The organism is Streptomyces sp. NPDC032822 (assembly GCF_055578825.1).
Genome location: NZ_JBVIOL010000011.1, coordinates 327,046 through 345,730, shown reverse-complemented (window position 1 = coordinate 345,730; position 18,685 = coordinate 327,046). Strand labels below are relative to the sequence as shown.

The 18,685-nt window shown below is 70.6% G+C and carries 15 protein-coding genes; 8 read left to right on the top strand and 7 right to left on the bottom strand.

All coding sequences use genetic code 11. The features are described from left to right. Positions 1 to 419 precede the first annotated feature (419 nt). Together ACZ5VD_RS29915 and ptsP are read left to right on the top strand one after the other, a co-directional pair. Positions 420 to 869 carry a PTS sugar transporter subunit IIA gene (locus tag ACZ5VD_RS29915; protein WP_468683837.1) on the top strand — a complete coding sequence of 150 codons (450 nt, stop codon included), beginning with the start codon at positions 420 to 422 and terminating at the stop codon, positions 867 to 869. A 79-nt stretch (positions 870 to 948) separates the two neighbouring features. Next, the gene (ptsP, locus tag ACZ5VD_RS29910) at positions 949 to 2,619 is read left to right on the top strand and encodes a phosphoenolpyruvate--protein phosphotransferase (protein ID WP_468553330.1); all 1,671 of its coding nucleotides are present in this window, start codon (positions 949 to 951) and stop codon (positions 2,617 to 2,619) included. A 72-nt stretch (positions 2,620 to 2,691) separates the two neighbouring features. On the opposite strand, the gene ACZ5VD_RS29905 is transcribed toward ptsP, so the two are convergent. After that, positions 2,692 to 3,585: a hypothetical protein gene (locus tag ACZ5VD_RS29905; protein WP_468683836.1), complete on the bottom strand. Its 894-nt coding sequence runs from the start codon at positions 3,583 to 3,585 to the stop codon at positions 2,692 to 2,694. A gap of 22 nt (positions 3,586 to 3,607) precedes the next feature. Continuing rightward, positions 3,608 to 4,816 carry an MFS transporter gene (locus ACZ5VD_RS29900; RefSeq protein ID WP_468683834.1) on the bottom strand — a complete coding sequence of 403 codons (1,209 nt, stop codon included), beginning with the start codon at positions 4,814 to 4,816 and terminating at the stop codon, positions 3,608 to 3,610. Between the two features lie 112 nt (positions 4,817 to 4,928). Between ACZ5VD_RS29900 and ACZ5VD_RS29895 the strand changes: the two genes are divergently transcribed. Beyond that, on the top strand, positions 4,929 to 6,248 hold the full coding sequence (locus ACZ5VD_RS29895; protein WP_468683832.1) for an aminotransferase class I/II-fold pyridoxal phosphate-dependent enzyme: 1,320 nt from the start codon (positions 4,929 to 4,931) through the stop codon (positions 6,246 to 6,248). Between the two features lie 21 nt (positions 6,249 to 6,269). Here the strand turns inward: ACZ5VD_RS29895 and ACZ5VD_RS29890 are convergent, their stop codons facing one another. Beyond that, the gene (locus tag ACZ5VD_RS29890; RefSeq protein WP_468683831.1) at positions 6,270 to 8,237 is read right to left on the bottom strand and encodes an acetoacetate--CoA ligase; all 1,968 of its coding nucleotides are present in this window, start codon (positions 8,235 to 8,237) and stop codon (positions 6,270 to 6,272) included. Between the two features lie 213 nt (positions 8,238 to 8,450). On the opposite strand from ACZ5VD_RS29890, the gene ACZ5VD_RS29885 reads away from it, so the two are divergent. Beyond that, positions 8,451 to 10,814 (top strand): glycoside hydrolase family 31 protein, encoded by a 2,364-nt coding sequence (locus ACZ5VD_RS29885; protein ID WP_468553335.1) that lies wholly within the window; start codon positions 8,451 to 8,453, stop codon positions 10,812 to 10,814. 2 nt (positions 10,815 to 10,816) lie between these two features. On the opposite strand, the gene ACZ5VD_RS29880 is transcribed toward ACZ5VD_RS29885, so the two are convergent. Next, on the bottom strand, positions 10,817 to 11,353 hold the full coding sequence (locus tag ACZ5VD_RS29880; protein WP_468553336.1) for an NUDIX domain-containing protein: 537 nt from the start codon (positions 11,351 to 11,353) through the stop codon (positions 10,817 to 10,819). A gap of 67 nt (positions 11,354 to 11,420) precedes the next feature. Next, entirely contained in the window at positions 11,421 to 12,230 is an 810-nt protein-coding gene (locus ACZ5VD_RS29875; RefSeq protein WP_468553337.1) for a M15 family metallopeptidase, read from the bottom strand. Between the two features lie 194 nt (positions 12,231 to 12,424). Between ACZ5VD_RS29875 and ACZ5VD_RS29870 the strand changes: the two genes are divergently transcribed. The 4 genes from ACZ5VD_RS29870 to glpK all read left to right on the top strand — a co-directional run bounded on the left by ACZ5VD_RS29870 (position 12,425) and on the right by glpK (position 17,111). Further along, positions 12,425 to 12,850, top strand: a complete 426-nt coding sequence (locus tag ACZ5VD_RS29870) for a Zn-ribbon domain-containing OB-fold protein (RefSeq protein ID WP_468683842.1) — start codon at positions 12,425 to 12,427, stop codon at positions 12,848 to 12,850. Then, on the top strand, positions 12,847 to 14,037 hold the full coding sequence (locus ACZ5VD_RS29865) for a lipid-transfer protein (protein WP_468683830.1): 1,191 nt from the start codon (positions 12,847 to 12,849) through the stop codon (positions 14,035 to 14,037). Before ACZ5VD_RS29870 ends, ACZ5VD_RS29865 begins: the two co-directional genes overlap by 4 nt. A gap of 729 nt (positions 14,038 to 14,766) precedes the next feature. Then, on the top strand, positions 14,767 to 15,516 hold the full coding sequence (locus ACZ5VD_RS29860; protein WP_468553340.1) for an MIP/aquaporin family protein: 750 nt from the start codon (positions 14,767 to 14,769) through the stop codon (positions 15,514 to 15,516). 74 nt (positions 15,517 to 15,590) lie between these two features. Continuing rightward, complete coding sequence (gene glpK, locus ACZ5VD_RS29855; RefSeq protein ID WP_468683829.1) at positions 15,591 to 17,111, top strand: glycerol kinase GlpK; 1,521 nt, start codon at positions 15,591 to 15,593, stop codon at positions 17,109 to 17,111. A gap of 126 nt (positions 17,112 to 17,237) precedes the next feature. On the opposite strand, the gene ACZ5VD_RS29850 is transcribed toward glpK, so the two are convergent. After that, positions 17,238 to 17,843, bottom strand: a complete 606-nt coding sequence (locus tag ACZ5VD_RS29850; protein ID WP_468553342.1) for a GTP-binding protein — start codon at positions 17,841 to 17,843, stop codon at positions 17,238 to 17,240. Between the two features lie 443 nt (positions 17,844 to 18,286). Next, entirely contained in the window at positions 18,287 to 18,682 is a 396-nt protein-coding gene (locus ACZ5VD_RS29845; protein WP_468553343.1) for a DUF742 domain-containing protein, read from the bottom strand. Positions 18,683 to 18,685 lie beyond the last annotated feature (3 nt).

The following is an 18,685-nucleotide window of genomic DNA, read 5'->3' as shown; positions in this document are numbered from 1 at the left end:
TTTTGGCACGCTGTTGAGTTCTCAAGGAACGGACGCTTCCTTTGTACTCACCCGAGAGACTCTCTCAGGCTTTCCTCCGGGCGCTTCCCTTCGGTGTTCCAAACTCTATCAGTGTTTTTCCGGCCCCCTGACCACCGTCCTGCAGGCATGCAGAAGATGACCCCGAGATAGGATCTGACAAGTTGGGTACTGCCAGGCAAGGACACACGAGTGCGTCGCTCAGCCCTGAGCAGGAGTACGACTGTACACGGGGCCGCGAGACGGGTGCAAATCGACTGGGCTTGTGGTCTAGACCACTAATCCGTAAGCTCTCGTGCGGAACCGGTACTACATGTGACATACGCTGCTGAAACAGTGCGCCGTCCGTCCGGGACAGACAGTGACGGCACCTATAGATCTCCACCCCTGGGAGGCTTCCCATGACCACCGTGTCGTCCCCGCTCGCCGGACGCGCCATCGGACTGGCCGCAGTCCCCGATCCGGTCTTCTCCGGGGCCATGGTTGGCCCCGGTACGGCCATCGACCCCGTACGTGAGCCTTCCGAGGCTGTTGCGCCCGTGGACGGAGTCATCGTCTCGCTCCACCCCCACGCCTTCGTCGTCGTCGACGATCAAGGGCACGGTGTGCTCACTCATCTGGGCATCGACACGGTGCAGCTCAACGGTCAGGGCTTCGAACTGCTCGTGAACAAGGGCGACACCGTCACGCGCGGTCAGAGCGTGGTGCGTTGGAACCCGGCGGCGGTCGAGGCGGCCGGCAAGTCTCCGGTATGCCCGGTCGTCGCACTTGAGGCCACGGCCGAGGCGCTCACCGAACTGCGTGAGGACGGCGACGTGAAATCCGGCGACAGTCTCTTCCTCTGGCAGTAACGCCGGCGCCGTCGTATGACGGCCAGTAGGGACAACCACCGCGGCGGCGGGACCCGCCGCATTATCGGAGACGGGTGAGATGGAGACAACGCTGCGAGGCGTCGGCGTGAGCCACGGTGTGGCGATCGGCGAGGTTCGGCACATGGGAACAGCGGTTCTGGAACCGCCCGCCAAGCAGATTCCGGCGGAGGACGCGGAACGTGAACAGGGGCGCGCGCGCAAGGCCGTCGAGGCTGTGGCGGCCGACCTGATGGCGCGCGGCAATCTCGCCGGGGGCGAAGCCCAGGCGGTGCTTGAGGCGCAGGCCATGATGGCCCAGGACCCCGAGCTGATGGCGGATGTGGAACGCCGTATCGCCGTCGGGGGCACGGCCGAGCGTGCGGTGTACGACGCCTTCGCCGCGTACCGCGAACTGCTGGCCGGTGCCGGTGAGTACCTGGCCGGTCGGGTGGCCGACCTTGATGACGTGCGGAATCGTATCGTCGCCCGCCTGCTCGGGGTGCCGATGCCGGGTGTCCCCGACAGCGACGAGCCGTACGTGCTCATCGCTCGGGACCTCGCGCCGGCCGACACCGCGCTGCTGGATCCGACGCTCGTGCTCGGGTTCGTCACCGAGGAGGGCGGGCCGACCAGCCACAGTGCGATCCTGGCTCGTGCGCTCGGGGTACCGGCCGTCGTCGCTCTGCCCGGCGCGAGTGAGTTGGCCGAGGGCACGATGATCGCCGTGGACGGAAGCACCGGCGAGATCTTCGTGAATCCCGGGGCGGAGCGGAGGGCGCAGTTGGAGGCGCAGGCCGCCGAGCGCAGGGCGGCGCTGGCCGCCACCACCGGGCCGGGTGTCACCTCCGACGGTCACAAGGTGCCCCTGCTGGCCAACATCGGCGGCCCGGCCGATGTGCCGGCAGCCGTCGAGGCCGGGGCCGAGGGTGTCGGACTGTTCCGTACCGAGTTCCTCTTCCTCGACGACAGCAAGAACGCTCCCTCGGAGGAGAAGCAGGTCGACGCCTATCGTCAGGTTCTCGAGGCGTTCCCCGAGGGTCGTGTCGTGGTGCGGGTGCTGGACGCCGGTGCGGACAAGCCGTTGGACTTCCTCACGCCGGCCGACGAGCCGAACCCGGCTTTGGGCGTGCGGGGTCTGCGGTCGTTGCTCGACCATCCCGACGTGCTGCGCACGCAGCTGACGGCGCTGGCCAAGGCGGCCGAGGGGCTGCCGGTCTACCTTGAGGTCATGGCCCCGATGGTGGCGGACCGTGCGGACGCGAAGGCGTTCGCCGACGCGTGCCGTGAGGCAGGGCTGCGGGCTAAGTTCGGGGCGATGGTGGAGATCCCGTCGGCCGCGCTGCGGGCGCGCTCGATTCTGCAGGAGGTCGAGTTCCTGTCCCTGGGGACCAACGACCTCGCGCAGTACGCCTTCGCGGCGGACCGTCAGGTGGGGGCGGTGTCGCGTCTGCAGGATCCGTGGCAGCCCGCGCTGCTCGACCTGGTCGCGCTGTCCGCCGAGGCGGCGAAGGCCGAGGGCAAGAGCTGTGGTGTCTGCGGCGAGGCCGCGTCCGACCCGTTGCTCGCCTGTGTGTTGACCGGTCTCGGTGTCACCTCCCTTTCCATGGGTGCGGCTTCGATTCCCTATGTCCGGTCGACGTTGGCGAAGTACACGCTGGCGCAGTGCGAGCGGGCCGCGGCGGCCGCTCGGGCCACGGACAGTGCCGAGGAAGCGCGTAACGCGGCTCAGGCGGTGCTGTCCGGCGAGTAGGTGCCGGGCCGGTCGGCCGACGACGGTGCTGTGAGGGGCGCTCCACCTGCGGGTGGGGAGCCCCTCCCGCGTTCAGTGGTGGTGTCCGGGTGTCCGGCCGGTGTCGCCGAGGTCGGGCGGTGCGCAGTAGTCGACGTCCGATTCCGGCGAGATCAGATCACCGGAGTCGATGTCCGTGCAGTAGGCGTCGAAGACCTCGCCTGCGGTGAGGGGTTCGAGGCCTTCTCCGCGCAGGCGCCAGCCGTAGATGCGGTCCGGGGTGTCGGGGGTGCTGGTGCGCATGACCAGACCGCCAGGGCTCTCGGTGGCCAGGCCGAGGGCCAGGACGGTGGTGAATTCAAGGGCTTCGGCCTCGTCGAGGTGGGTGGATCCGTCGGTGTCTTCCTCTGTGTGGAGCACGGACATCACGGTTTCCGGGGTGCCTGTGACGCTGCAGACGAGGTGGCGGTCTCCGCGCCGGGCCGTTTCGAGGATGCGGACGAGCAGGTGGGAGGCGCGGACGAAGGCCGCTCGACCGATGTCCTCGCCGCAGGAGGCGCAGGCGCCGAGGCGGGCCAGGAGGGTGCTCGCGTACTCCCAGGTGGCCTGTCGGACGGCTTCGTCGACGAGGGCCGGTACGAGGTCGGCGAGGGCCTGGCCGTCGTAGGGGATGGTCGGGCCTGTGGTCGCGAGTTCCGCGGTGAAGCGGGTGCGGCTGGACTGGATGTCGGGGTCGAGGCCCGCGTCCGTGCAGAACTCGGCGTACTCCTGTGGGTCGAAGAGGGCGACCGTGGTGTGGCTGCCTTGTGCGGCGCGGGTTTTGAGGATGCTCTCGACCTGGCCCAGATAGGCCGTGTGGTCGTCGAAGGTGAAGCTGCGGTAGCGCTTCATGGCGCGGAAGTCGTGTTCGTCGGTGAGCAGGCCGATGGTGCCGGCGATTTCGCGGCGCAGGACGCGTCGCATGGTCTGGTGGTCGGTGTGCGCCATGGTTCCCCCTGTGAACGGTCGATCAATGCTCACTCACAGTAATCGGCGGCACTGACAACGGCGTCGGTGCGAGGCGGTCGCGGACCAGTCGGTGCTGGACTATGCAGGTCAGGGCGATGGTGGCGCCGAAAGCGGTCCAGCCGAGCGGGCCGGTGGCGATGGCCGCGGTGACGGCGAGTGGTCCGAGGCTGCGCTGTGCGGACTGGGCGAGGCCGTGGACGCCGAGGTAGGCGCCCTGGGCGGTCTCGGGGGCGAGGGCGACGGAGAGTTCCCAGGAGACGGTGGCGTGCAGCATCTCGGCCAGGGTGAAGGCGATGGCCGAGGCGGTGAGGAGCAGTGTGGCGGTGACGGGGCCGCCGCCGGCGGAGAGCGTCATGGCGATGCCGCCGAGGGCGAAGGCGGCGGAGAGCGGGAGGAGGAGGGTGCGGGCGGCTGCGGTGGTGGTGCCGTAGCGGGCCAGGGGGACCTGGAGGGCGACCACCATGACGTTGTTGAGGACGAGGAGCATGGGTGCGAGGCCGTGGGGTGCGTTGCTCGCGTGCGCGATCCACAGGGGCAGGCCGATTTTGAAGACGGCGTCGTCGAGGAAGAGGACGGTCTCGGTGGCGACGTAGGCGAGGTAGTGACGGTCGCGCCAGGGGTTGGCCGGTCGGGTTCGAGGGCCCGGGCTCTTCGAGGTGGCGACCGTGCGGGAGGGGGACGGGGGTTCTCCGCAGCGCAGGGTGAGGAGTGCGGAGGCGATGAAGGTCAGGGCGTCGCCCGCGAGGAGCCACTGGTAGGCGGTGGTGGTGTCGACGGCGAGCGCGGCGGCGGCGATGAGGCCGCCGAGGGCCCAGCCGGCGTTGGCGACGGTTCGCTGGACGGCCTGGTAGCGGACGCGGTCCGGTCCTGCGATGCGGGTGGAGTAGAGCCTGGTGAGGACGTTGGCGGCGCGGTCGCCGAGGCTGCCGACGGCCGAGAAGGCGAGGAGCAGGGCGAAGTGGTCCGTGGTGAGCAGTGCGAAGGAGGCCGTCGCCCGCAGCAGTTGGACGGCCGGCAGGACGCGGGTGATCGGGAGCCGGTCGGCGATGCGGCCGCCGAGTGGTGCGCCCGCGATGCCGATCGCGCCGGCGACGGCGACGAGTGTGCCGACCTCGGTGAGGGACAGGCCGGATACGAAGGTGAAGTACAGGACGGCCACCGAGGTCCACAGCCCGCTGCCGACGCGGTCTACGAGGGCCACGACGAGCATTCTGTTTCCGTCGCGTCCACCCGGAACGTCCTTCGACCAGGCGGCTGCGCGGCGTATCGGATGCACTGCTCCCCCTTGCTCTCCAGTTATGTACTGATACATACTTGGCAACGTGGCAACACAATATGGGATCAGTGGTACGACGGCCAAGGGGATTGCCGGGTCGATCGAGCGGGGTGTGGCGGAGGGGGCTCTCGGCCCGGGCGTGGCGCTGCCCCCGGTCCGGCGGCTCGCGGACGAACTGGGGGTGAGTGCGGGGACGGTCGCCACGGCCTACAAGGAGCTGCGGCAGCGCGGGATCGTGGTGACGCGCGGTCGCGGTGGCACGGCGGTGGCGCCCGCTCCGGCCGTCGCGTCACGGCGTCCGCCCAGAGTCCCGGAAGGGCTGCGGGACCTGTCCGGCGGACACCCCGATCCGGCACTGCTCCCCAGCCTGGTGCCGCCCTCCCGCCTCTCCCCCGGCGCCCGTTCGCATCGTGCGACACCGCGCCTGGCGCGGCTGGAGGACGGCGTGCGCGACTGGTTGGGTCCCGACGGCATCCCCGTCGAGCACGTGACCTTCGCGCACGGGGCGCTGGATCTGATCGGACGGCTGTTGTCGGTGGAGTTGCGGCCCGGCGACCCGGTGGCCATGGAGGATCCCGGATACCACCATCTGCTGGACCTGGTCACGGCCTTGGGGCTGCGTATTGTTCCCGTGGCCGTGGACGACGAGGGCATCCGGCCCGACGCGCTGCGGGAGGCGCTGCGCGCGGGTGTGCGTGCGGTGGTGTGCAGTCCGCGGGCGCAGAATCCGTACGGCGGCTGCTTCTCGGCGGTGCGCCGGGACGCGCTCGTCGAGGTGCTCCGGGAGGGGCCCGAGGTGCTGGTCGTGGAGAACGACCACGCGTCCGCGGTCGCTCACGCCCCCCTGCGGACGCTCACGGGGAGCGGGCTCGCACGCTGGGTGCATGTGCGGACGGTGAGCAAGTTCCTGGGGACCGATCTGCGATGGGCGGCGGCGGCCTGTGACCCGACCTCGCTCGCCCGGCACGACGGGCGGCTGCTGCTGACCTCCGGCTGGGTCAGCCATCTGCTCCAGGACACCGTCCACGGGCTGATGACGGACGACGGCACGCGCGCGTTGGTGGCGCGTGCGCAGGAGACGTACGCGCTGCGTCGGACGGCCCTGCTTCGGGAGCTCGCGGCGCGGGGTGTCCAGGCTCATGCCGCGAGCGGGATGAACCTCTGGGTGCCCGTGCGGGACGAGTCGGCGGTGATGAACGGGCTGCGGTCGTACGGCTGGTGGGTGGCGGCGGGTGCGCGGTTCCGGCTGGCGTCCGGTCCGGCGGTGCGGATCTCGGTGGCCGAATTGGAGCCGGCCGACGCGGCGGGGCTGGCCTCGGACTTCGCTGTCGTACTCGGTGAGTCCGAGGCCACCTACGGGGGTTGAGCGGCCGTTGCGGGGCTTGGGTCAGGCGCGCTTGCGGGCCAGGTCCTCGTAGAAGTGGAGCAGGTCGAGGTTGTCGATGGAGCCCGGGTTGACGGCCTTCTCCAAGGGGGTGCCCTGGAGCAGGCGTTTCACGGGCACTTCGATGCGCTTGCCGGTGAGGGTGTGCGGGATGGCGGGCACCTCGATGACCTCGTCGGGGACGTGGCGGGGGGAGAGCTGTTCGCGGATGGTCTGTCTGATCCGGGCCAGGAGGCTCTCGTCGAGGACGGCTCCGGGGGCCAGGTGCACGAAGAGGGGCATCCAGTAGCCGCCGTCGGACTGTTCGACGCCGATGACGAGTGATTCCCTGATCTCGGGGAGTCGTTCGACGGCTTCGTAGATGTCCGCCGAACCCATGCGTACGCCTTGGCGGTTGAGTGTCGAGTCGGAGCGGCCGTGGATGACGACCGAGCCGCGTGAGGTGACGGTGATCCAGTCGCCGTGGCGCCACACTCCGGGATAGGTGTCGAAGTAGCTGTCGTGGTAGCGGCTGCCGTCCGGGTCGTTCCAGAAGCGGATCGGCATGGACGGCATGGGGTTGGTGACGACGAGTTCGCCGACCTCGTCGACCAGGGGCCTGCCGCTCGGGTCCCAGGACTGCAGGTCGGTGCCGAGGCCGGGTGCCTGGAGCTCTCCGATGTACACGGGGAGGGTCGGTACGGCTCCCGCGAAGCAGGAGCAGACGTCCGTGCCGCCGCTGACGGAGGCGATCCACAGGTCGTCGTGCACCTCGTCGTGCAGCCAGCGGAAGCCGTCGGGCGGCAGGGGCGAGCCGGTGGTGGCGACGCACCGCACCTTGGAGAGGTCGTGGTCGCGGCCGGGGTGCACACCGGCCTTGCGGCAGGCCATGACATAGGCGGCCGAGGTGCCGTAGAGCGTGGCCCGGGTGCGTTCGGCGATCCGCCACTGGGCGCCCGTGTCGGGGTAGCCGGGGCTGCCGTCGTAGAGAACGACGGTGGTGCCCGTGAGGAGCCCGGAGACGAGGAAGTTCCACATCATCCAGCCGGTGGACGTGTACCAGAAGAAGCGGTCCTCGGGTCCCAGGTCGCAGTGCAGGCCGAGTTGCTTGAGGTGCTCCACGAGGATGCCGCCCTGGGACTGCACGATGGCCTTGGGGAGGCCGGTGGTGCCCGAGGAGTAGAGCACCCACAGGGGGTGGTCGAAGGGCACCTGCTCGAAGACGGGTTCCGTGTCGGCCGTCGTGAGGGCCGACCAGGGGAGGGCGCCTTCGGGGACCTCGGTGCCGAGCAGGGGGATGTGGACGACGGCGCGCAGCGTGGGGAGTTCACGGCGCAGTTCGGCGACCGTGTCGCGGCGGTCGTGTTCCTTGCCGCCGTAGCGGTAGCCGTCGACGGTGAACAGGACCACCGGTTCGACCTGCTGGAAGCGGTCGAGGACGCTGCGGGCGCCGAAGTCGGGGGCACAGGATGTCCAGACGCCCCCCACGGCGGCGGTGGCCAGGAGGGCGACGACGGCCTGCGGGATGTTGGGGAGATAGCCGCTGACGCGGTCTCCGGGACGGACTCCGAGGGCGCGCAGCTCGGCGGCCAGGGAACCGACCTGGCGGCGTAGTTCGGCCCAGGTCACGGGGCGTGGCTCGTGGGCCTCGTCGACGTGCAGGAGGGCCGGTTCGTCCGCGCGGGTCGCGGCGGCGCGCAGGGCGTGCTCGGCGTAGTTGAGGGTCGCTCCGGGGAACCATGGGGTGCCAGGCATGGAGCGGTCGCCGAGTACGCGCGCGTAGGGCGCCGAGAACCGTACGTCGAACCACTGGGTCACGGCGGTCCAGAACGCGTCCAGTTCGTCGACGGACCAGCGGTGCAGTGCGGGGTAGCCGCCCTCGGAGGGGGCACCGTGGTGTTCGGCCGCCCAGGACTGGAACCTGGTGATCTGTGCCTGGGCGATGCGTTCCGGATCGGGCTGCCAGAGCGGCTGGGGGTTCACGGTCGACATGGGGCGGCTCCCGGACTGTGCGCGTCGTGTGCGTCGTCCGCGCACGGGCGTGGGTGTGCGCGTGGCGCGGCTGACATGGACGATGCCATGTGATCAATTCCTGCACCAGGGTGTGCCCCACATAGTCCGTGTCGTGAAGATGTGGTCCCAACACGGGTGAACGGAAGTTGAACGACACGCCTGTGCGGATCGGTCAATGGCAGGCTGAGCAGCATGGACGGTCGTGGCCTGGTGCGTTCGGTGAAGTCAGTCGGTTCGGCGGGGGCGGCCCAGGGGTTGCGTACCGTGCGGGCCGCGTGGCGCAGGAGGCGTGTCGACGCCTCCGGGCTGCCGCCCCGGGGAGCGGAGCGGGCTCGGGTGCCCGGACCGGTGCGGGAGGTGGAGCCCGGGCCCGGGGGCGGTGTCGTCCGGTTCGCCCGCTCCGAGCTGCGGATCACCGTCACCGTGCACGGGGCGGTGTTCTGGGGCTGGGACGGGGCGGGTCCGGAGCCGTCGTACGCGCTCGGGGGCCGCTGGGAGCCGGACCCCCGGGCGGTGCTGGAGCCGGACAAGGACGGCGGCTGGCGGGTCGTGGCCGAGCGGGTGACGGTCGCCGTCTCACGGCACGGCGCCATCGAGGTGCTCACGCCGGGCGGAGTGACCCTGCGCCGGGATCTGCCGCCCCGGTGGTGGGAGCCGGTCGGGGGCGGGCAGGCACGCTGGATGCAGCGCTCGGAAGTGGCCGCGGACGCGCGGTTCTTCGGGCTCGGCGGGCGGGCTTCGGGTCCCCGGCTGCGTGACGGGACGTACCGCCTGTGGAACACCGATCCGGGGCGGCCCTTCGGGCCCGACGACGACCCGCTGTATCTCACGATGCCGGTGCAGTTGGTGGTGGCCGACGCGGCCACGCACCTGGTCTTCCACGACACCTCGTGGGACGGCAAGGTCACCCTTCGGGAGGGCGAGGAGGGCGCCGGGTCCGGCCATGACCGGGCCGGCGCGTGCGAACTGCGGTTGGAGGGCGGGCCGCTGCGCTGCTGGGTGATAGTGGGCACGCCCGCGCGCGTGCTGCTCGGCTGGGCCTCGCTCACCGGGGCACCGGCCCTGCCGCCGGCGTGGGCGCTGGGGCACCATCACGCGCACGGGGGCTTCGGCGGTGAGGAGGAGGTGCGGCGCGTCGTGGCGGGCTACCAGGAACGCTCTCTGCCGCTCGACGCGGTGCATCTGGACGTCGGCCACCAGGACGCGCACCGGGTGTTCACCGTCGACGAGGACCACTTCCCCAAGCTGCCGGTGCTGGCCGAGGAGTTGGGGCGGGACGGGATCCGGCTGGTGTCGGTCGTCGGTCCCGCGGTCAGGGCGGAGCCGGGCAACGCCGTGTTCGACAGCGGGACGGCCGAGGACGCGTTCGTGCGGGACGCCGCCGGGCGACTCGTGCGGGGTCTCGTCCGGCCCGGCGAGGCCGTGTATCCGGACTTCACCCGCGCGCGTGTGCGTCAGTGGTGGGGGCGCCTCTATCAGGAGCGGCTCGCGCAGGGGTTCTCGGGCTTCTGGCACGACATGAACGAGCCGACGTCGTTCGCCGCCTTCGGGGAGTCGACGCTGCCGCGGTCGGCCAGGCACTCCCTGGAAGGGCGGGGCGGGGATCATCGCGAGGCGCACAACGTGTACGCGTTGTGCATGGCGCAGGCGGCTCACGAGGGACTGCGCGAACTGGCTCCCGGGGATCGCCCCTTCGTCTTCTCCCGCTCCGGCTGGGCGGGGATGCAGCGGTACGGCGGGACGTGGTCCGGCGAGGTCGCCACGGGCTGGCCCGGGCTGCGGGCGTCCCTGTCGCTGGTCATGGGGCTGGGGTTGTGCGGGGTGCCGTACTCGGGGCCGGATGTGGGCGGTTTCGACGGGAGTCCGTCCCCGGAGTTGTATCTGCGGTGGCTCCAACTGGGCTCGTACCTGCCGTTCTTCCGCACGCAGGCGAGTCCGCGGGCCGGGTGCGGGGAACCGTGGGAGTTCGGCGACGAGGTGCTGGAGCACGCGCGCGTGGCGCTCGTCGAACGTCGGCGGCTGCTGCCCTATTTCGTGACGCTGGCGCATCTGGCCCGGCGTACGGGGGCGCCTTATGTGCGTCCCTTGTGGTGGTCGGCGCCGGAGGACCGCGCGCTGCGGGCCTGTGAGGACGCGTTTCTGCTGGGTGACGCGCTGCTGGTGGCGCCCGTGCTCGGTCCTGGCGCGGACCGGCGGGCGGTGCAGTTGCCTCGGGGGCGCTGGTACGACACGGCGACCGGGCGGGCGTACGAGGGGCCGGCGCAGGTCCTCGTCGACGCCCCGCTGTCCCGGATCCCCGTCCTGGCGCGGGCGGGCGCCGTCATCCCCGTGCGTGGTGACGACGGCGGGCTGGAGTTGGAGGTCTGGGCGCCCGCCCGGGGACGTACCGGGGGCGGGCTGGTGGTGCCGGACGCGGGCGAGGGGTGGAACGAGCCGGAGATCGAGCGCTATGTCGCCCGTTGGGAGGGCGCGCGGGTGGTGGTCGAGCGGGAGGGTGAGGACGGCGTCGGCGAGCCGCCCCACCCGGTGCGCGTACGGGGGTCGGGGACGGGCTGAGGTCAGGCGTACCGGCCCTCGAACCAGGCCCGCGCGGCCAGTGTGTGCAGGGGGAAGGCGAGCTCCTCCGGCCTGCGCAGGAGATGCCAGCCCTGGGTCTCGTCCGTGGCCTCCGAGGCCGGGAGGTCGTCGGCCGGACGTTCCGGCAGGACGCCGAGCAGCAGGAGGTGCCCGTCGTTCGAGCTCAGCGCGTCGACGAGCCGTACGTCGCGGCTCGCCGCGTCGATGCCGGTCTCCTCCTTGAGCTCACGGACGAGGGCGTGCCGCCAGTCCTCACGGTCGTCGATGTAGCCGCCGGGCAGGGCGATGCCGCCGCGCGCGGGGGCGATGGTTCGGGTGATGACCACGAGGGCGGTGCCCTGTGTGTCGTACACCGGCTGGAGTGCCACCGCGACGGGGAGCGGATTGCGGTAGGCGACGGTGTTGCAGGCCGGGCAGGTGCGAGGCCAGCCGGAGACGCCCTCTCCGTAGAGAGCTCCACAGGCCGAACAGTGTGAGCCGGGTGCGGAGTTGGGGGTTGAGTACTGAGTTTCGGACACGCGGCGGACTGTATCCGATCAATGGAAGGGCGTCTTCCGGAGGTGGCCCCTTACGGTCGGCCGGGATTCACCGGCCCTTGGTGAGCGACTTCGCGGACACCGGGAAGTCGAAGTAGGTGTCCGGGTAGGGCTCGGGCTTGTAGGTGTAGTGCCACCACTCCTCGGCGAGGTTCACGAAGCCCAGGTTCTCCAGGGTGCCCTTCAGCAGCAGCCGGTTGGCCCGCTGTTCGCCCTCGATACGCGGATCGAGGGTGTGCGAGAGCGTGTCGAAGCAGTCGAAGCCGGTTCCCATGTCGACGGAGTTGTCCGGGAAACGCTCGCTCTGGGGTGCGTAGCAGGGCACCAGTGGCTCTCCCGGCACATACGGCCTGGTCGGCTGTGCGGGCCGCCTCACGATGGTGAGGTCCATCGTCGAACCGCGGCTGTGGCCGGATTTCTCGGCGATGTAACCGTCCTCGAACAGACGGGTCTTGTCGACGTCCGGGTAGAACTCGCCCTTCATGGCCTGGTCGTCGAGATCCTCGGCCCAGCGCACGAAGTGGTCCACGGCGCGCTGCGGCCGATAGCAGTCGTAGACCTTGAGGGTGTAGCCCTGCGGCAGGAGTTCGGTCTGTGCCTGACGGAGTGCCTCGGCGGCGGGGCGGGTGAGGATGCAGATCGGCTGCCGGTAGCCGTCGACGGGCTCGCCGACGAAGTTGTGCGGGGTGAAGTAGCGCATCTCCTGGATGATCGTCGGGTCCACGGTTGCGAGGGCCACGAAGTCCGACGGTGCTTTGGGCCCGGAGTGCGCGCGGGCGGTGGCGGTCGCGGTGGTGACGGTCAGCAGGGCGGCGCACACGGTGACAAGGCCGCGTACCGCGCTCGTGAGTCGTGTCATGTCTCCTGCATCTATCAGCAGTGTGTTCCGCGAGGGAAGCGATCGCATGCGGTTGGCCCCCTACGAACACCGACTCGGCCCTGAGGGGCACGGTGGGCGACGGCCTCTGCCCATGTGACGTCACCCGTGCCACACTTCTGACGTTCCGTCAGATCCGGTGTTGGGGAGGGACTTTGTCACGTACACCTACACCTGTGGTCGCCGGGTGGTTCACCGGCGAGGGGGACGACTTCAGACTGCTCGGCACCCGCTGCCGGGCCTGCGCCTCCGTCTTCTTCCCCCGCGAGGACGCGCACTGCCGCAATCCGGGCTGTCCCGGCGGCGACCTGGAGGAGCTACCCCTCTCCCGGCACGGACGCGTCTGGTCGTACACCGACAGCCGCTATCGACCGCCGTCACCCTATGTGACGAATCCGGAACTTCCGTGGGAGCCGTGCGCGTTGATCGCTGTGGAGCTGGAGGCAGAACGGATGGTGGTTCTGGGACAGGCCGTTCCCGGGGTCACCGTCGCCGATCTGGCGGTGGGCATGGAGGTGGAGGTCGTTCCCGGCGTGCTCCATGAGGACGCGGAGGCGATCTGGACGACCTGGCAGTGGCGGCCTACGGGGGTGACGGCGTGACAGGTGAGGTGGCGGTGCTCGGCGCGGGCATGCACCCCTGGGGCAAGTGGGGGCGCGGTTTCGTCGAGTACGGAGTGGTGGCGGCCCGCGCGGCGCTCGCCGATGCCGGGCTGGACTGGCGGGAGATCGGCTCGATCGTCGGCGCCGACACCGTGCGTGGCGGCTATCCCGGCTATGTGGCCGGGGCCACGTTCGCCAAGGCGCTCGGTTGGCAGGGCGCACGGGTCGCGAGCGTGTACGCGGCATGTGCGTCGGGCGCCCAGGCCGTCAACACCGCGCGGGCGCAGATCCTTTCGGGCCTCGCCGACGTGGTGCTCGTGGTCGGTGCCGACGCCGCGCCGAAGGGGTTCTTCCGGCCCGCGGGCGGAGACCGGCCCGATGATCCGGACTGGCTGCGGTTCCGGGTGCTCGGCGCGACCAACCCCACCTACTTCGGGCTGTACGCCCGTCGCCGGATGGCCGTGCACGGGGACACCACGGAGGACTTCGCACAGGTCAAGGTGAAGAACGCCGCTGTGGGGGCGTTGAATCCGTACGCCCGCTACCGCAGGCGGGTCACCGCCGAGGAGGTCGCCGCCTCCGCCGTGGTCGCCGATCCGCTGCGGCTCCTCGACATCTGCGCGACCTCCGACGGCGGAGCCGCCGTGGTGCTGTCCAGCATGGAGTTCGCGCGCCGGCACGGGGCGGTGGACCCGGTGCGGATCCGCGCGGTCTCCACGGTGACGCCGCGCTACCCCACCACCGTCCTGGACCTGCCGGACATCGCGACGGACTCGGCGGCGGGCGTGGACCCCGCCGGCGGGACGTTCCGGGCGTCCATCGCGCGGGCCGCCTACGAGGAGGCGGGCATCGGGCCCGAGGATCTCTCCCTCGCCGAGGTGTACGACCTGTCCACCGCGCTGGAGTTGCAGTGGTACGAGGACCTGGGGCTGTGCGGGGAGGGCGAGGGGGCGAAGCTGCTGAGGGAGGGTGCGACGACGCTCGGCGGTCGCATACCGGTCAACACCAGCGGCGGGCTCGCCTCCTTCGGAGAGGCCGTTCCGGCCCAGGCGATAGCCCAGGTCTGCGAGGTCACCTGGCAGTTGAGAGGGGCCGCGGGCGATCGGCAGGTCGCGGACGCGCGCGTGGGGATCACGGCGAACCAGGGGCTGTTCGGGCACGGGGCGGCGGTGATCGCGGTGCGGTGAAAGGCCGGCCCTCGCAGCCGGGACGGGCCGCGAAGTGGGCAGGGGCGCAAGGACTTTCCCGTCCGCTGCGTGACCGGCCCGGAATGCTGCGTGAACGTCTCCTGAACTGCGTCTGGGCGTGCGTCGGCGCGCGTGCGGGCGGTGTGGGCGGGGGCCGGCCCGGCTGTCTGGATGGACGGACGGCTGGACGGACCCCCACTCGCTCAGGCCACCGTGGGCATCGGGCCGGGGCCAAGGCCGTAGGCGCAGGCGCGTGCGCCGGCACCGGCACCGGCACAGACGGGCCGGGCAGGGCGCCTGAGGGGCTCAGGGCGGACTGTGGCAGTCCCGCGGGCTTGATGCTTGGCCACGGCCTTCTCAGGGCGTCGGCGAAGCCCAGGCGTCCCCTTGCGCCGCTCCCCGGCCCGGAGGGCAGGCCGCGTCCAGGCGATCGGCCCATGGCCCTCAACCGTTCCCGTCGGCGACCTTGACGCTCCCTGGACACCGGTGAACACTTCCGGTGTCAGTCGACATCGCCGTACATACTCGGCGTATTCAGGCACTGCGCCGCGTGGGCCCGGCCTGGCCGAGGCCCGTACCCCCATGGGCGATTCGACTGCTACGGCACGCGCGTCGCGGACGCCGGGCGGGGTGCGGGACTCTCCCTGGCCTCGGCAGTTCGCCAAGGGAACCGCACCCTGCACGGAGGACCGGGGCCGATCGTCCCGGGCCCAGGGCCTAGGAGCCGCCATGAGCAACGGAGACATCTTCCTCGGCGAGGTCATCGGTACCGCGATCCTGATCCTGTTCGGCGCCGGCGTCTGCGCCGCCGTCACCCTGAGATATTCCAAGGCACGCGCCTCGGGGTGGATCGTGATCGCGTTCGGCTGGGGATTCGGGGTGATGGCGGGCGCGTACACCGCCGCACCTCTCTCCGGCGGACATCTCAACCCGGCCGTCACCCTCGGAATCGCCGTCGACACCGGTGAGTGGGGCAAGGTCTGGGTCTATGTGCTGGGCCAGATGGTGGGCGCCATGCTCGGCGCCGTCCTGTGCTATCTCACGTACTTCGCCCAGTTCCAGGCCAATGTCCGGGAGACCGGCACCACGGAGGGCACGGCCGAGGAGCCGCTGGCGACGCTCGGCATCTTCTCCACCATCCCGGAGATCCGGAACCCGGTCGCCAACCTGATCACGGAGATCATCGCGACGGTCGCGCTCGTCCTGCCGATCCTGGCCTTCGGGCTGACCACGGGGCTCGGCGAGTCCGGGACCCTGGTGCTGATCGTCTCGCTGCTGGTCGTCGGCATCGGACTCTCCCTCGGCGGACCGACCGGCTATGCCATCAACCCGGCGCGCGACCTCGCTCCGCGGATCGTGCACACCTTCCTGCCGATCCCGAACAAGGGCACCTCCGACTGGAGTTACGCCTGGATCCCGGTCGTCGGCCCGCTGCTCGGCGGAGCGCTCGCGGGCCTCATCTACAACGCGGCCTTCTGAGCGGCTCCACGCGGCTCCACACAGATCCACGCAGCTTCGAGCAGCCTTTTCTGAACCCAGCCCAAGGGGTAGCCATGACGGACAACGCCGACAAGTACGTCGCCGCAATCGACCAGGGCACCACCTCCAGCCGCTGCATCATCTTCGACCACGACGGCGCGATCGTCGCCGTCGACCAGCGCGAACACCGCCAGATCTTCCCCAAGCCGGGCTGGGTGGAGCACGACGCCACCGAGATCTGGTCCAAGGTGCAGGCCGTGGTGGCCGGCGCCGTCGCCAAGGCCGGTCTGCGCGCCGACCAGCTCAGTGCGCTCGGGATCACCAACCAGCGCGAGACCACGGTCCTGTGGGACCGCGCGACCGGCAAGCCCGTCCACAACGCGATCGTGTGGCAGGACACGCGGACGGCCACGCTGTGCAACCAACTCGGCGGCTCGGACGGCCAGGACCGGTTCCGGGAGCAGACCGGGCTGCCCCTGGCCAGCTACTTCTCCGGACCGAAGGCCGCCTGGCTGCTCGACAACGTGCCCGGCCTCAGGGCACGTGCCGAGCACGGCGAGATCGCCTTCGGCACCATCGACTCCTGGCTGATCTGGAACCTCACCGGCGGCACGGACGGCGGACAGCACGTCACCGACGTGACCAACGCCGGGCGGACCATGCTGATGAACCTGGAGACCCTCCAGTGGGACCCGTCCATCCTGTCCGCGATGAACGTGCCCGAGGCCGTCCTGCCCGAGATCAGGTCGTCCGCCGAGGTGTACGGCACGGCGGTCGGCCAGCTCGCGGGGGTGCCCGTCGCCTCCGCGCTGGGCGACCAGCAGGCGGCGGTGTTCGGACAGGCCTGCTACGACGTGGGCACGGCGAAGAACACGTACGGCACCGGTAGCTTCCTGCTGCTCAACACCGGCAACCGGCCGGTGCCGTCGAAGAACGGGCTGCTGACGACCATGGGCTACAAGATCGGCAGTGAGGCGCCCGTGTACTGCCTGGAGGGTTCGATCGCCATAACGGGCGCGCTCGTTCAGTGGTTCCGGGACCAGCTCGGCATCATCCGCACCGCCGACGAGATCGAGCCCCTGGCGGCGAGCGTCGAGGACAACGGCGGCGCGTACATCGTGCCGGCGTTCTCCGGTCTGTACGCCCCGTACTGGCGTTCCGACGCGCGCGGTGTCGTCACCGGGCTCACCCGGTACGTCACCAAGGCGCATCTCGCGCGCGCGGTGCTGGAGGCGACGAGCTGGCAGACGCGGGAGGTCGTGGACGCCATGTTCCAGGACTCCGGGGTGCAGATCACCACCCTGAAGGTGGACGGTGGCATGACGAAGAACAACCTGCTCATGCAGCATCAGGCGGATGTGCTCGGGGTGCCGGTGATCCGGCCCAAGGTGTCCGAGACGACCTGCCTGGGCGCCGCGTACGCGGCGGGGCTGGCCACCGGTGTGTGGAACGACCTGGACGAGCTGAAGACGCACTGGCAGAAGGACGTCGAGTGGACGCCCTCCATGGAGGCGTCGGCGCGCGACCGCGAGTACCACAACTGGCGCAAGGCCGTGGAGAAGAGCTTCGGCTGGCTGGAGGACGGCGAGAACTGAACTCCCCGCGCGCGTGGTCGATAACGCCGACGAGGCCGACAACCAGGCCTCCACGCGCGGGCGTCGCATCCAAGGACAGCGGCCCGTACCCCGGTCGGCGGGGGTACGGGCCGCGCCCGTGTCAGGTCAGCCGGTGACGGCCTGGCGGCGCTCCGCGACGTACGCCATCGCGTGCTGGACCACGCCGATGAGGACCTCCTTGACGGACTCCCGGTCGCGGGCGTCGCAGAGCAGCAGCGGTACCCCCTCGTCCAGGTCGAGGGCCATGCGTACGTCTTCGGTCGGGTAGCGGGCCGATCCGTCGAAGCAGTTGACGCCGACGACGAAGGGTATGGAGCGCCGCTCGAAGTAGTCGACGGCCGCGAAGGAGTCCTCCAGGCGGCGGGTGTCGGCGAGGACGACCGCCCCGATGGCCCCCTCGGAGAGCTCGTCCCACATGAACCAGAACCGCTCCTGGCCGGGCGTGCCGAAGAGGTACAGCACCAGGTCCTCGCGCAGGGTGATGCGGCCGAAGTCCATCGCCACGGTGGTGGTGTGCTTGCCCTCCACACCGCTCGTGTCGTCGACCGGCCGTCCGGCCTCGGTGAGCAACTCCTCGGTACGCAGCGGCCTGATCTCGCTGACCGCGCCGACGAGGGTGGTCTTGCCCACGCCGAATCCGCCGGCCACCAGGATCTTGAACGTGACGGGCTCGACCGGGGGCTTGCCGCGCTCAGAACGCCCGAAGATCATCGATCTCTTCTCCTGCTTGATGGGGGTCGGGCGACGGAGGGCCGTGGCCTCCGCCGTCGGGGGTTTCGATGGGGAGACGGGTCGGCGGATGCCGAGTGCCTCGGCTTCACCGCGTCGGCGACGGTGGCGACGGCGCGCGGGGCGTCGACCTCGACGACCCGCTCGTGCAGCGTTTCCCGGAACTGTCGGCCCGTGCTCACGTCCGTCTCCCCGATCGTCCTGCTCGGCAGTGTGTCCGCGGGCGGGTGGGGGACGTGCCGCGGACGGTCGTCGACGATCGGTCAGATCATATCGGCAGGGCTGGTACGGCGCCCGGTCCGTACCGGTGGCCGAGACCGGGAGCGCGGGTGGTGCGGAGTGTGCGGTTCCCGTTCCCCGAGGCCGTCCGGGAAGGCGCGAGGGAGGCGCTCACGCAAGCGCCTCCCTCGTGGACGGACGGTCGGTCACAACGCCCTGAGGCCGTTGATCACATCCCGCAGAATGCTCTCGTCCGGCAGTTCGGCAGGCGGCACCGGCCGGTTGACGTGGACGAACTCCCCGGACACGAGATCGCCCACGAGGACACGCACCACACCGATGGGCAGGTCGAGTTCAGCCGCGAGTTCGGCGACCGACTGCGGGGTGTCACGGCACAGGCCGACGATGTCCACATGTTCCGGGGACAGCGTGTGGTCGCCCTCCGGGTCGTCCGCCTGGGGTTCGGTGACGACCACCGCGATGAGGTCCAGGCGGTGCTGGCCCGCACTGCTCGTGCGCCCGCGCGTCATGGCGTACGGACGCACGACCGGTCCGGCCTCGTCGTCGAACCAGTGACTTCTTCCCTGACCGTCTGTGCTCATGTC